A 13,773-nucleotide genomic window follows, 5' to 3' on the forward strand; every position below is an offset into this window, starting at 1 on the left:
TTTCATTTCCACCCTCCCGTTAAATCTGGTTTTCAGCAAACATCTCAATACAATATTGACGATCTCGCAAAAACTACCTCTCGCCCGCCTGCGTATAACTTCGTGCGGGCAGGCAAAGCGCGCAGAGACGCAAAGTGTTGATAATATAGAATATAGCTATACATTCATCATCTGGCTGTATTTATTGAGTTTAGGCTATATTTCATGATTTCTCAAATACTTCTAGCGGTTCCGTTAATATTAAATTCGTATAAAAAACGTGATACTTGAATACCGTTAAAAGTAACACGACACAGGTCGTATTGGAAGAAAAGCCAACGAACGCTTTGAGTTCAACTGATCAACTCCAGAAAGCGTATCAACTGGTACTCTGAAGTATGAACAGCTTGATGAATATCATCCAGTATATCTTGGTCTATTTCTTTGTGAACCAAAAGGTCAATAATATCTGTAAAGATTTCCATACGATCTTTTGTGAACCATTGAAGATCCTTGGCCCTGTTGATCTGCAAATATCTTTGCGCCTCTTGATGAGTCAATATCATTTCAAAGTATTTGGCTGGAGATCGTCCCAAAAAATCAAAATGTCTATCAGCATGTTCCAGGGTTGCTACCAGACCTGCTGGATCTTCAAGACCTCCTTCTTGCAGAAGAGATTCGATAACTGAACCAAGTGAATATGATTCCACCACGCTGCTCTCAGATTGCAGATCAACAGCCTTGATCTGCCGAGCAAGGTAGACAATGGCGACAATTTGCAGATATGATTTGGTAACCTTTTCAGGTATCTCCACCATACTTAGCTTTGTACCTCGCAACGCTTCATCAAAAGAATTACCAAGCTCTTGAATTTCTTCAATAAGCAGTGACTTATTATTCATCTCAAGCATTGCTTCGAATAGAGGGGCAAATTTTATAAAGAGTTCTGATCTTTCAGGCAATTCATCAGACCGCACTATAAATTTGAGGAAATTGGTTAGAAGTACATGAACCGGCTCCAGTTCGATGGAGCGAAACAATAGTGCAAAATCCGCAATACCGGTACCAGCAAGCTCACTGTAAATAGTTGACCAGGGATTTGATTCAGTGTCACTGACCAACTGGAAGTTTAAATAAATCTGTGATTCAAAGCCTGCTAATTCAGAGTAAAAACCACGTTCCCGAAGTTCGCCAATACTGCGAATGAACCAGAGTTTAGATATCTGTTCCTGGAAAATGATAAAATAGTTATTCTCCACATCAAAGGACAGGGCAAATATGATGTCTTCAACCAGGTGCACCGGATCATCAGCAGTGGGCTCCCGATTAACTGCTGTAGCGGTCTTAAGCCAGCCTGCCTGACTTTCATATGCATTGTTTACCAGGATCAACGCTCGTTCTGTGCCACTGCGGTTGGTATATGCGAAAACGCTTTCCAGTTTATCACCATGAGCATTGTGCATGGGGAATAACCTGAAATTTCCTGCCCCTGCAAACAGATAACGCTTTTTCATAAGTGGAAAAATCTGTTGTTTGTGTCTATCGATCAGAGCCTCATCAGGGGTTTCATTCCAATAGGCCCGGCGGTATTCCATACCATATTTTTCCTCAAACCCTTCGATCTGAGCATGAGCAAACATGGGTAAACCTGGGAGGGTCACCATAAGGACTGTGGCTCCAAAATATTTATCGCCTTTACCAAACTGGGCAATAGCCGTATCTTCATCAGGATTACTGAGGAAATTCACAAATCGTTGCAAAATGCGAGGATCGAATTCCAGGGTCTGGGCGATCATGGCATAGAATTTCGAATTTTCTTCCATCTTCAGCATATTCATAAAGGCGCTATTGTATACACGGTGCATACCCAGGGTTCGGACAAAATAGCCTTCCATCATCCAGAAGGCTTCAGCCAACAGCAAAGTATCAGGAACCTCAGTGGCGACCCTATCTACGACCTCTCGCCAAAATTCTGCTGGAATTGCCTGATTGAAATCTGCCCCTGACATGCTAAAGGAAGCGCGGGAGGGTATATCGCCCCCTGAACCGGGCTCCGGGTACCATAACCGTTGAATATGTCGTTTCGCCAGGGTCATGGCGGCATCAAAACGGATCACCTTGAATTGACGGGCGACCTCCAGAATAGTCTGGATGATCGCTTCGCGCAGTTCGGGATTCAAGTAATCAAGCTGGGCTGTGTCATTCCAGGGCATGGTTGTTCCATCATTACCATGGTAGACGAATCGGGTTTTCCCATTGCGATGGTCATCGTGTTTGAAGACCACCGCAGCATCACTTCTCTCATAATAATGGTCTTCCAGATGGATGCTGATCTCAGGATCATCAGATAGATCACCACCTTCAAATTTGTATGCTGGAAAAGGTGGATCAGGGACAGAGATATACCATTCGGGGTGCTGTTTCAACCAGTCAGCATCCAGACCCGTATGATTGGGAACCATATCGCTGGCCAAACGAATCCCTCGTTCCCAAGCCCGATCTTTTAGATCTTCCAAAGCTTCGGTACCACCTATAGCAGGATCAATTTTGTATTCCTTTAGCGAATAGGCAGAAGATTCTGCATCAGGATTTCCGCACCAGTGTTTGATCTTTTTGGAAATATCGCTGCGATTCCAGAGACCGATCAGCCAGAGTACAGTGAAACCTTGTTGAGCCAGCAGATCCAGTTCCTGATCAGGGATGTCTCTCAGGGTCTTTATCTCACGCTGGTATCGCTTTGAAAGCTGATCCAACCAGACCAAAGAATTGCGGGCAATCATGACCACCCGGGGCATCCAGTCGCTATCTTCACTGTAATATTCTCCAGCCAATAGATCACCAGAATAGGAGGGGATCTGGGTCTCTCCCGGACCGAGACCTCTAAAACGATGTTCTTCCTCAAAAAAGTCAAGTCCGCGGAGCAAATCTCCCAGATGAGAACCAAGATAATTGCTCCAATTTGAGCTGATATAGGCCAGTTGGCCTTCGATGGAGTCAGGAGAGTTGAGGGCTGGTTCCATAAGAAGTTCAATGATATTCTTCTGGTCAACACCAAAACCAGTGGAAGCATCAGACCAATCCTGGATGCTCTTTAAGAGCTTGTCAGGTGTTTTGATGACTTGATGAAACGCTTCCTTGAAAGCAACATCATATTTTTCGAATGCCGGGTTATTCAAGGCCAGGATGTGAACTAATAGTTCCTCCACCAGTATATGCAGATTCGGGACAGAGTGGGTTTCCCCCTGTAAGTATTCAACGATTCCAGTGTGTGCATTTTTAAAACTGTCAGTAGGCAACGCACTCAGATAGCTGCCTAAAAGGTCCTGGAGGCCTGTTGGATCGTATTTTTGAGTTAAATATTCAGTGAGATCGCTGATATAGTTTGGATTTATCTGGTTTCGATAGAGCCTGATAAGTTTATGCGAGATGAGGGAAAGGAGACCAAGACCATGGAATTCGCTGGCACTGAATTTTTGCTGCGGATCAACTTCATTAAGGGTGTAAATCAGTTTCTGCAATTCATGATAGTCAATCTTGAACTTGTTATTCTCCAGGGCAAACAGGGGTAAACTCAGGTTGTATGTTTCTGCCAGGGTGTTTCTCAGGTGGAATTCGAGATCAGGATAGCCAGATCCATCATTTTCGAGTTTCAGATCTTGTGAAGAATGGTTCGGCATGCTGGTTCCTTTTGCTCAGTTTTTTTCCTGTGGATAATAACATACAAAAGTAGATGCATACAAAGGAGAAATAGTATTTTATACTCCCCTTCTTGTTTTCGCAGAAAGAGCGATAATGGACAGTTCGTCTTTGCTCTTCGAGCTACTCTGTGATAGGTCGGCCATCACTCATACTTTTAGATGCCATCAAGACACTAAGAATTGCATAAACGTAATATCTTCGTGTCTTCGTGACGTTGTGGCTAAAAAGTCTGAAGTACAAGCGCTAAGGCGGAGAACAGAGTTTATCACTGTTGCACTAATAATTTAAAAAAACACCCGTCATAGGATTGAAGATTTTTATATTACCTGCGATGATTCTATAAGAAGGGAAATACTGATATGACCGATGATTTTATGCAATCCCCTGAATTTCAGGCTCTAATCAAAGAGTATCTGGAGTATTTGAATACATCTTTACCGGCAGTTCGGACAAACTTAAATGATGCTCTTTATCAAGATGTCTACAAGTTTGGACACAATATCAAGGGAACCGGTACCAGTTATGGTTATGAACGCTTAAGCCAGATAGGTGCTGAGATCTGTAGCAGCATTAAAGCAGAAAAATATACTGGTCTGAATGATCTATTGGATCAGGTGGACAACATCCTGACAGAAGCACTTGCTCAGCCATAAACTTCACCGCAGAAGCAACTGCACGATCTGACTCAAATACCCCCCCAATACCAAAAGAGGCTGTCTCAGTGCCTGAGACAGCCTCTTTTTTTCCCTTGAATATGGATCCCTTACCACACCATGTACAATAAGATTATTCCCACAACAATGTACAGAAAACCATACATGATCCGTTTAGTATAGACTGTGCTTTCCACATCATAGGCACGATTAAAAAATTCCCCAGCTTTGATCAGGGTTGCAGGTGACAGTATAAGCAAAAGCCCTGTGATCATTGCAATCGCCGCAATAACTAAAGTGAAAGTTTCATGACCTTGCATTGTTACTCCAAACCCTAGAATGTTGTGTAAATCAGAAAAGCAGATGCAAATAACAGCATACTGCCAAGGAGATAGCGATTTCGGTATACGAGGCCATCAATATTGTAAAGCCGGTTGGTCTGTTCACTCAGCTTAATCAGAACCTTCGGAGCAATCAATAGCAATACTCCGATCGCGATGGAAATCAAAGACAGTACAATACCAAATTCTCTCATAGTTTTCCTTTATTCGTTGACGTATAGATATTAATTGTACGCAATTATAATTCCAATATGGAACTTATTAATATTCCAACAATGAGTTCTTAATAACTCCATAGTCATAAGTTTTGAAATAGTCTTCATTAAAAAAGTGGTTCAAATTCATGACACCTTGATCCAGGCGGTTATTTCCCCCTGATCCAACTGGTCTATGGACAAAAACGGCTCCCTCCAGGTAACTTAAAGAGGTCCTAAAAGTAAATTTATCCGGGGCATAAACGATCCCATAGGCAGAGCCGTCCAGACGGATATCATCTGTTGCGAATAGCTGGCTCCAGACATCTACATTATTATCAATAAATATATAGTCATAGCCATACATCAAATTGAAGGTATTGGGTCTATTCTCTGGTGTTAGCGCGCTGTGATCCAACCCAAACTCAGTGTAGTCGTACATATAAATATCATCGCCGGCAATAAAGATAATATTATCACCGAAAGTGGTTTCTGTACCGGATCGATTTTCACATTTAATATCCTTGGTAGCGACTATCACAGCCGGTCGGGTAGTGTCTCCCCCGGTAATGGTACAACCCTGTAACTTTAAAGTCCCCTTGATATAGATCGTACTATCATCATAAGTGTTAAGATCAATGGTAAGGTTTCGCCACCTTTGATTACCATTATACTTGTTCCCACTGGTAGATGATATGGCATTTGCTATATTCAGCAGACTATCATAGGGATCAGTGTTAAAATCGGGATTAAAAAGCCAACCCTTGGGGTGTTCACCTGAGGTAAAGTAGGCATCTTCCTGCCCTCCTGTCACACTCTTACCGGGAGGTCGGTAAAGATGGGTTGCTGCTTCAGGTGGATCCCCAATCACTGTGCCGGCCTGAACGGAAACATTTTGTCCAATATACAAAGAATCATTGAGTTTAAAAGTATTCCGAATACTGACATTACCAGTGCCTTCAATAATTGACACATCGCCCCAAATTGTTTTTAATGATTTTTTGGATAGGATCCGTAAATCCCGATATGCTTCACCTACAGATCCACGGCTGGTAACCATATACCAGAAATCAGGGAGAGTTCCGCCATCGCTGTAGGTTTCCACCGTATCGATGGTGATCGTTGAATTATAAAATGTATATACACCTGTCACATCTGCTTCACCCAGCTCAGACTTGTAAAGTCCGAATTCAATACCTGACATAGCTGCCCAATGGGCTTGGCTGCCTGCATAGGTATCCTGAAAAAGCACAGCCTGAGTAGATACCTGACGCATATACATCGCCACTGCAAAACCCATGACTACCGCAATGGTAATCGCAATCAGGGTCATACCAAAACCTGACTGTGGATTGGGTTTTGATGTTGGCACGGGAACAGTCGTGGAACCGCTCTGCTTAATGATCTGGTCACTCACGGATTATATATCTTCAGGTTTTCAGGATATACAATACTCATGAGGAAGACCCCTGTCCCACCATCATCCATAGCCAAAATAAGTTTTATTAACCGTACCAATTTGAGATTGGTGCTGCTCAGAGGCAGCGAGGTCAATTCGTTGTTGTCACCATCAAAGTAGTGAAACTCAGTATCTGCATTGATCACCGGTGAGGCCAAGGTAATAGCAGAGCCAACCCCAACTTCCTGTCTGGTAAAAGTGGCTGATGATACTGAATAGTCCCAGGTATTTCCATATTTGTCGTTGAACTGAATCTGTTGATCATCCGCAATGACCAGGTTGGTGGAATCCTTGAGCATTCCCAGCTCTCTTTCAAACAGATCAATCGCCAGCATACCACGCGTGACCAGTTTTTTTCGATCGGAAATTTCAGCCATGGTTGAAAAATTTACAGCAATAATAGAGGCTAACAGGCCGCTGATGATTCCCATTAAAATGATGGAAATAATCAATTCAATCAGAGTGAAACCGCTAGCAAACTTGCGTTGCATTAATCGTGTTCCTCAATTCCAGCAACAATACTGCTAAAGGTGACCGGTGATTTGAGAACCGAATGATTCACGGTAACCGTAATTTTCTTAAAATTGCCCCCGGTGCCAACACTATCAACCCAATTTGTCGGGATCTGAACGTTAAACACGCGTGTATTGATAGTGAACCCGGCAAATCCATCATTGCTAAAGTCCCAACTGGCACCATCATAATCATCAATATCATCATAATCATCAGCAGAGCTTTCACCAGTGTTGGGACCCAAACTTGGACTCCAAGGCGAAGAGGTACTGTCATCATAGGCATGCATACGAATAATATTCATTACCGAATTACCCAATGAGACAGCTCGCAGACCTACTTCAACCTGACTGCTTTGCTGAACATAATTTCTTTGGGCCAGCATCATTCCAACAATAGCCACAGCAATGATACTTAAACCCATGATGATATCCATAATGGAGAAACCGGATTGTGGATCAGGGCGTTTCATGAGCCATTCCCGTCTCGGCGACAAGGGTTATAGTGCGCGAATCAAGTACAACGGTTCCACCTGAAGAGGGCGTACCCCAGTAGTTGAACCAGACTTCAGCACTACCCCCAAAATTAGCTGAGGTGATGGAGACACCTTCGTAGTCAACATCCAGATCTAAAACAGCAGACTCCTGAGTATGTGGATCAGGGATCAAAACACGGCTTCCTGCTGATGGTCCAACATACAAGCCATATTGATTTTGAGCGGCATCCACCACCAACCAGGTGGTATCATGATAGGTTGTGGCATAGCTGCGCAGATAGTTCAGATCTTCCACCAACCGTTCAGCGACTGCCTTTTCACGGATGTCTTCAATCAGGGTAGATGTTTTAGGCAATGTAATGGCTGTAATGATACCAATAATTGCTATGACCAAAACAAGTTCTATAAGCGTGAAGCCTCTTTTACAAATTTTGTATGAATAATGGAATAGCATTACTGTTAGGGTCTGAATGATTGAGAAACCCCGGTATCGGGATCATCAATGCGAAACCCTGCGGCCTCGTGCTCTGTTTCAACCAATACATAATAAAGATATGGATGATTATAGGGATTCATGATGATTTTCGAACCGTTGAATAATTGAGAAACAGTACGACCATCAAACAGGGTCGTTGAATTAGCCCAATCATGTGTCATTTTGTTATCAGTTGGTTCTGCTGGAAAAACATCTTCCTGAGACTCAAACATGGCTTTGAGATATAAATTGACAAAACCCTGCTTAAGCTGGGTAATGTTGGTTTGAGACATGATAAGTTTGGCTTCGATCTGAGTCTCAAGATATGTGGGAGTCACCACTGCAGCCAGTATTCCCATAATAGAAACAGTAATCACTGCTTCAAAAAGAGTAAAACCTTTCTGAAGCTTACTTCTTCTTCGGTTTCTCAGAGCGAATTTATCCATACCATAAACCATATCTAAATTATTGGATAACTTATTGATATAGACACAGATGCCCTCCTGTCTAGCAAGAGGACATCTGTATTTCCAGAAACTTCAATTCATGATAAATATTATCTTGTAGCTTCTGCGCTGAGAGTATAGCCGGTGCTATCATCGGAAGCTGTCGTTTTATAGGTCCAGGCTTTCCAGTTATCACTACCCTGATGATACAAAATTGAGTCTGTCCCAGCAGCGCCATGTACCAAACTCCAGTCCTCCGGCACTTCATCCAAAATGCTTGACAAAGCCATGGGTGCTTTAGGAAAAGTTCTTGACCCTGTTGTCACTATTTTATTAGCAGCGAATAGCTGGATACCGGCTTTGATGTTTCCTACCACAGCCGCTTTATTCTTGGTCTGTGCCTGTGAGGTCAAATCAAAGAACTTCGGCACAGCAACTGCAGCCAGAATTCCCAGGATCACGATGACCATGATCAGTTCGATCAGTGTAAAACCTTTGTTGTTGTTTGTTTTCATTTCATATCCTCCTGATACGTTTTGTTTGTCTATTTATTATTGCGATTTATAGTGTGTACTGTTCATAGACCAGGGGTTGGTTCTTGTCCCGAATCTTGAACATGGGTTGACTGGTGATGATCAGCTCTGGTGGATTTCCTGACCAACTGGCTTCACCAATTGAATCTGCATGGACAAAAAATTCCCAACCGGAGCCAAAAGGTGAATCTGGTACACCATCTTTAAATAAATCGGTTGTGACCACATTTACAACACCCGCTCCCCGATTATATTTGATCAGAATTGTATTATCTGCCAGCGTAACCCAGGCACCGGCAGTTGAATTTAGCTGAGCGAGGGCGCTGTTCCCGATGCCATAGTGAGCCACTGAGGTATATTTATTTACAATGGCCGACCCGATAGTGTTCATGGTTTCCAAAGCCTTATTGGCTTTTCCATTCTGTTGGGCATCCAGGTAAGCAGGTACAGCAAATACTGCTAAAGTACCAATAATGGCTACAGTCACCACCAACTCCATTAAGGTAAAACCGCTTCTTCTCTTTGCATTCATATTTGTGCTCCTGAAGTTGTTATCAAAATTCATACCCTAACAACATGCAAGGGTTGTGCCATGCTATAAGTTATTGTTTTTTATAGTTATGTAAATCAGGATGTGTTGAAATATGTTTCATATCGTAACAGCATGGTGTAGCGGTGTGGGACAGTTGACCTTACCCTTCGATACAATTTTAGTTCCTGCAGAACTAAAATCACTCAGGGATCGGTCAGGTGGTATTTTAGTTCAGCTGGAATAAAATCACCCAGGGGCTGATCATGTGGTATTTAAAATTCACTGGATGAAATTACCTGGGATGTCCCGTTTCCAGCCTTGATCCTCAGGAAGGAGCCGGTCTCCGAGAAATTTTTCCGGAGGAGGAAAAATTGTATCGAGGAGATCGAGGTGGGCTAATACCCCACTACCAAAAAATATTCGATCCAGATGTAGACACCCAGCGCAAACAAGCCAACGACAATCGTATACAACCAGGATGGATACTGGCGCTGAAAGAATTGATAACGAAATCCTTTTTTTCTGCTTTCCTGATTCATCCGACACCCCTTATTGCTGTTCCATCGATAACCCTAAGAATATTCATCATCACTATTCTAAAACTTCGTGTCTTAGTGCCTTGGTGGCATCTCCACATCTGGCTATTTAATTGCCCCATACATGTTCCACATTGGCAGGAATATTCCCAACGCCAGAAAGAGCAGCATGCCCCCCATAAAAACTGTCATAATGGGTTCTATGGCTGAACTCAAACCAGCGATCTTGGCATCAACTTCTGTATCGTATTGTTCTGCTACGTTGGCCATCATTTCATCCAAAGCCCCTGATTTCTCACCAACAGCGATCATTTTAACAGTCATTTTAGGAAAATATCTACTCCTTGCTAAAGCCTCCGCCAAACCGACCCCTTTTTCAACCTCTTTGCGAGCAGTGGCGATCTCTTCGCCGATCACCACATTACCAACGGTTTGCTCCACTGTTTCCAGCGAGCGAATGATCTGGATACCACCCTTGCTCAAGGTCTCCAGCATGTGGGCAAACCGAGCAATGTTGGTTTTGAGAAAAATATCCTTAAATACCGGTAGATGTAGCTTGAAATTATCGACACTATAACGTCCCTTTTCTGTCTTTGCAAAGGACTTGAAACTGAAGATTCCCACAACAACTATACCGATTACAACAGGCCAATAATTTATCAAAAAATCGCTGATAACTATCATGACCCTGGTGGGAAGTGGTAGATCGATACCTTTGGAGCCAAACATAGTGGAAAATTTTGGCACAATAAAGACCATGGCACCCCCAAAAGCCAAACTGAGAGCAGAGGTGACTATCATGGGATAGCGCAAAGCCGACTTCACATTACGAGTGACTTCCTGATCATGCTTAATAAAGGATCCCAGGCGTCCCAGGATCTGTTCCATAACACCAGCTGTTTCACCAGCCCGGATCATATTCACATACAGAATGGAAAATACTCCTGGATAGGTTTCCATGGCTTGCGATAAAGATCGACCCCCACTGACATCCTTGATCAAGCCCTTGACAACTGATTGCATGGTGTCTGTTTCAGCTTGTTCCTCTAACGCCTCCAGAGCACCAATCAGGGGAATACCTGATCTGAACATGATTCCCAACTGGACTGTAAAATTCTCAACCTCAGCCGGCTTGACCTTCTTTTGCTGTTTAAAAAAGCCGCCCCCAGACAAGACACCTGATTTGGCCTCTTTAACTGAAAGCAGCATTTCGCCCCGGTCATCTGCCTGGGTATAAACATCCATCTTTGATTCAGCGGTGATCACACGCTCTTCAACTGTTCCGGAGTCACTCATGATACGGCAGGTAAATTCAGGCATTGTCAGCTCGCGAACCAGCTGCCGGTTGAGAATAGTCCAAACCGTATTTTTTTATTTTGCGATAAATGGCAGTGCGGGAAATCTGCAATTGAGCAGCCGCCTGACTAATATTTCCGTCCAGAGTTTCAAGAGCATGCTGTAAAGCATCCTTTTCCATCTGCCACAAGGGCTGGATAGCTCCTGAGCTTTCTACTGCATGAACCGGTTGGCCGACTTGCTTTTGCGGACCAATGCCACTGGTAAGCAAGGAAGCTCCGGTGAGCTGTTGCCCTTCGGATTGAAAGACACTACGTGTTAACAAATTTTCCAGCTCCCTTACATTGCCATGCAGATCCAGCTTTTCTAATTCAGCTAGCAAATCCCAGGCAATCCGACGAATCGTTTGATCCTCGCCACGAAGCAGTTTTTCCAGGAAGTAAAGTACCAATAGCGGGATGTCACTTGATCTTAAACGAAGCGGTGGGACTTGCAATGGGATCACATTCAATCGATAATGAAGATCTTCGCGAAAAAGTCCCCTGGTAATCTGATCAGGTAAATCACGATGGGTTGCCGTAACCAGTCGAATATCCACCTGTTTCTCTTCCACACTTCCCAGTGGCTGGATCCGTCCATCTTCCAAGACTCTGAGCAGTTTCACCTGCAGCTCCAGTGGCATATCACCAATTTCATCTAGAAAAAGAGTGCCCTTATGAGCCAGCTCGAACTTTCCAGCTTTGTTCTGAACGGCACCGGTAAAGGCTCCCTTCATATATCCGAAGAGCTCACTCTCCAACAGATTTTCCGGGATAGCTGCACAATTTATACTTACAAAAGTTTTTTCTCTGCGTTCACTGAGATGATGGATTGTTCGAGCAACCAGTTCTTTACCAGAACCACTTTCCCCCTGGATCAAAACGGTGTATTCACTGGCTGCGATCCGGGTCAATTGCCGATAGACGTCCAACATGGCATCTGAATTACCTACAAAATCTCCAAAACCGCCGGGACGTAATAATTGTTTGGAGACCTTTCCTCCGAGATTCTGTCTGAATTGCAGATATTTGTCCAGTCTAGCTATCAGGGGATCAAGTGCATGCTCAACATCCGAAAGCCTGAGAATGCCAAAGATACGCGAGGTTTCCCTGATCACCCGTACATCAAAATCTGTATGAGCGCTAAAAAGGATAATGGATTGATGGGGGTGTAATCTATTGATCTCCTTACGCCACATCCGATGTTCCTCAGCATAGGTAGCACAGGAAATAAAAATAGCTGAATATGTATTGATGCTGGCGTAATTAAAAAGCGAGACCCAGTCACTGGTTCTAGTGATCTTTCCATACTGTGCCAGATTCTGGAGTAGCAGTCTTTCCGGTTCCGGGTCGCTACGACGTCTGGGGGCTAATATTAAAAACTCGCGAGCCATAGTGGTCACAAGGTTACTCTCAGGATTTCATCCATGGAAGTCTGACCTCGTAAAACATATTCTCTGGCTGCCTGATTGAGTGAATACATGCCACTGGAAACAGCCGCTGCTTCGATTTCATCAGCACTGGCTCCTTTAATGACCAGATCCTTGATCTCCTGGTTGGGGATCAACAATTCGAAGATACCGGTTCTGCCCACATAACCTGAATTGCGACAATGAATGCACCCGACGGGTTGGTAAACGCCGGCATAATCCGGCCATTCACCGATCTTTAATACTTTTTTCAGTTCATCACTCTTTTCTACCGGTTTCTTGCAACGGGGGCAGAGTAAACGAATCAAACGCTGAGCTAGAATTGCCCGTACAGTTGAGCTCAATAAATAGGTATCCACACCCATATCTGTAAGACGTGTAAAGGTGGAAGCAGCATCGTTTGTGTGCAGTGTGGAAAACACGAGGTGACCGGTAAGAGCAGCCCGAACAGCCAGTTCGATAGTTTCAACATCACGCATCTCACCCACCAGGATCACATCTGGATCCTGACGCATCATCGTCCGCAAAGCTGTTGTAAAAGTAAGACCTGCTTTAGTATTGACCTGACTCTGGTTAATATTTTCCAGTGAATACTCGATGGGGTCTTCAACTGTCATGATGTTGACAGCCACCGTATTTAATGTGTTTAAAGTAGCATAAAGAGTGGTTGTCTTTCCACTACCTGTCGGTCCGGTTACCAGCAAGATACCGTTGCTGGTTTTGATGGTCTCACGCCACTCTTTTAAAATGCCTCCCTCAAAACCGAGCTTGTGCAGATCTATCTTACCTTTGGCTTCATCCAGTATACGCATGACTACTTTTTCACCATTGGGAGTTGGAAATGTAGAGCAACGTAAATCCACTTTAACATTTTTTTGAGCGAAATGAAAACGTCCATCCTGGGGACGACGGGATTCGGCAATATCCATGTCAGCCAGAATCTTGATCCTGGAGATGAGAGGGGCAACAGATTCAGATGGAATCGAATAGTACTGTTGTAAAACACCATCCACACGGTAGCGGATCCGGGCATCATGTTTACGGGGTTCAACATGAATATCGCTGGCTTCCATATTGACTGCTTCAAACAGAAGCATATCAACAACCTGCACAATCTCAGCATCCTCATGGATCTCACGAGAGACAACCCGAA

17 protein-coding genes are annotated in these 13,773 nt (G+C 43.7%); 3 read left to right on the forward strand and 14 right to left on the reverse strand.

The features are described from left to right. Positions 1–208 (forward strand): hypothetical protein (locus tag U9Q77_05175; GenBank protein ID MEA3286749.1); only part of this gene is annotated, 208 nt, incomplete at its 5' end. Between the two features lie 124 nt (positions 209–332). On the opposite strand, the gene U9Q77_05180 is transcribed toward U9Q77_05175, so the two are convergent. Beyond that, complete coding sequence (locus U9Q77_05180) at positions 333–3,656, reverse strand: alpha-amylase family glycosyl hydrolase (protein MEA3286750.1); 3,324 nt, start codon at positions 3,654–3,656, stop codon at positions 333–335. Positions 3,657–4,037: 381 nt separating this feature from the next. Between U9Q77_05180 and U9Q77_05185 the strand changes: the two genes are divergently transcribed. Then, entirely contained in the window at positions 4,038–4,331 is a 294-nt protein-coding gene (locus U9Q77_05185) for a hypothetical protein (protein MEA3286751.1), read from the forward strand. Positions 4,332–4,441: 110 nt separating this feature from the next. Here U9Q77_05185 and U9Q77_05190 read toward each other — a convergent pair whose 3' ends face one another. From U9Q77_05190 to U9Q77_05230, 9 genes are all read right to left on the reverse strand, one after another. Next, positions 4,442–4,651 carry a hypothetical protein gene (locus U9Q77_05190; protein ID MEA3286752.1) on the reverse strand — a complete coding sequence of 70 codons (210 nt, stop codon included), beginning with the start codon at positions 4,649–4,651 and terminating at the stop codon, positions 4,442–4,444. 14 nt (positions 4,652–4,665) lie between these two features. After that, positions 4,666–4,866, reverse strand: a complete 201-nt coding sequence (locus tag U9Q77_05195) for a hypothetical protein (protein MEA3286753.1) — start codon at positions 4,864–4,866, stop codon at positions 4,666–4,668. A gap of 67 nt (positions 4,867–4,933) precedes the next feature. Next, complete coding sequence (locus U9Q77_05200; protein MEA3286754.1) at positions 4,934–6,283, reverse strand: hypothetical protein; 1,350 nt, start codon at positions 6,281–6,283, stop codon at positions 4,934–4,936. Continuing rightward, the gene (locus U9Q77_05205; protein ID MEA3286755.1) at positions 6,280–6,816 is read right to left on the reverse strand and encodes a prepilin-type N-terminal cleavage/methylation domain-containing protein; all 537 of its coding nucleotides are present in this window, start codon (positions 6,814–6,816) and stop codon (positions 6,280–6,282) included. Before U9Q77_05205 ends, U9Q77_05200 begins: the two co-directional genes overlap by 4 nt. Beyond that, a complete protein-coding gene (locus U9Q77_05210; GenBank protein MEA3286756.1) occupies positions 6,816–7,310 on the reverse strand; it encodes a hypothetical protein in 495 nt (164 codons plus the stop codon). Before U9Q77_05210 ends, U9Q77_05205 begins: the two co-directional genes overlap by 1 nt. After that, positions 7,297–7,788: a GspH/FimT family protein gene (locus U9Q77_05215; protein ID MEA3286757.1), complete on the reverse strand. Its 492-nt coding sequence runs from the start codon at positions 7,786–7,788 to the stop codon at positions 7,297–7,299. The genes U9Q77_05210 and U9Q77_05215 overlap by 14 nt, the downstream gene beginning before the upstream one ends. A 5-nt stretch (positions 7,789–7,793) precedes the next feature. Next, positions 7,794–8,255 carry a type II secretion system protein gene (locus tag U9Q77_05220; GenBank protein ID MEA3286758.1) on the reverse strand — a complete coding sequence of 154 codons (462 nt, stop codon included), beginning with the start codon at positions 8,253–8,255 and terminating at the stop codon, positions 7,794–7,796. Between the two features lie 110 nt (positions 8,256–8,365). Then, positions 8,366–8,770: a type II secretion system protein gene (locus tag U9Q77_05225; protein ID MEA3286759.1), complete on the reverse strand. Its 405-nt coding sequence runs from the start codon at positions 8,768–8,770 to the stop codon at positions 8,366–8,368. 46 nt (positions 8,771–8,816) lie between these two features. Beyond that, a complete protein-coding gene (locus tag U9Q77_05230; GenBank protein ID MEA3286760.1) occupies positions 8,817–9,320 on the reverse strand; it encodes a type II secretion system protein in 504 nt (167 codons plus the stop codon). Between the two features lie 112 nt (positions 9,321–9,432). Between U9Q77_05230 and U9Q77_05235 the strand changes: the two genes are divergently transcribed. Continuing rightward, a complete protein-coding gene (locus tag U9Q77_05235) occupies positions 9,433–9,564 on the forward strand; it encodes a hypothetical protein (protein ID MEA3286761.1) in 132 nt (43 codons plus the stop codon). 151 nt (positions 9,565–9,715) lie between these two features. Here U9Q77_05235 and U9Q77_05240 read toward each other — a convergent pair whose 3' ends face one another. The 4 genes from U9Q77_05240 to U9Q77_05255 all read right to left on the reverse strand — a co-directional run. Further along, complete coding sequence (locus U9Q77_05240) at positions 9,716–9,859, reverse strand: hypothetical protein (protein MEA3286762.1); 144 nt, start codon at positions 9,857–9,859, stop codon at positions 9,716–9,718. A 102-nt stretch (positions 9,860–9,961) separates the two neighbouring features. Continuing rightward, entirely contained in the window at positions 9,962–11,176 is a 1,215-nt protein-coding gene (locus U9Q77_05245; GenBank protein MEA3286763.1) for a type II secretion system F family protein, read from the reverse strand. Then, positions 11,169–12,584, reverse strand: a complete 1,416-nt coding sequence (locus U9Q77_05250) for a sigma-54 dependent transcriptional regulator (protein ID MEA3286764.1) — start codon at positions 12,582–12,584, stop codon at positions 11,169–11,171. Before U9Q77_05250 ends, U9Q77_05245 begins: the two co-directional genes overlap by 8 nt. 5 nt (positions 12,585–12,589) lie before the next feature. Then, a partial coding sequence (locus U9Q77_05255; GenBank protein ID MEA3286765.1) for a GspE/PulE family protein occupies positions 12,590–13,773 on the reverse strand: 1,184 nt, incomplete at its 5' end.

This window comes from Candidatus Neomarinimicrobiota bacterium, assembly GCA_034716895.1.
GTDB lineage: Bacteria > Fidelibacterota > UBA8477 > UBA8477 > JABMPR01 > JABMPR01.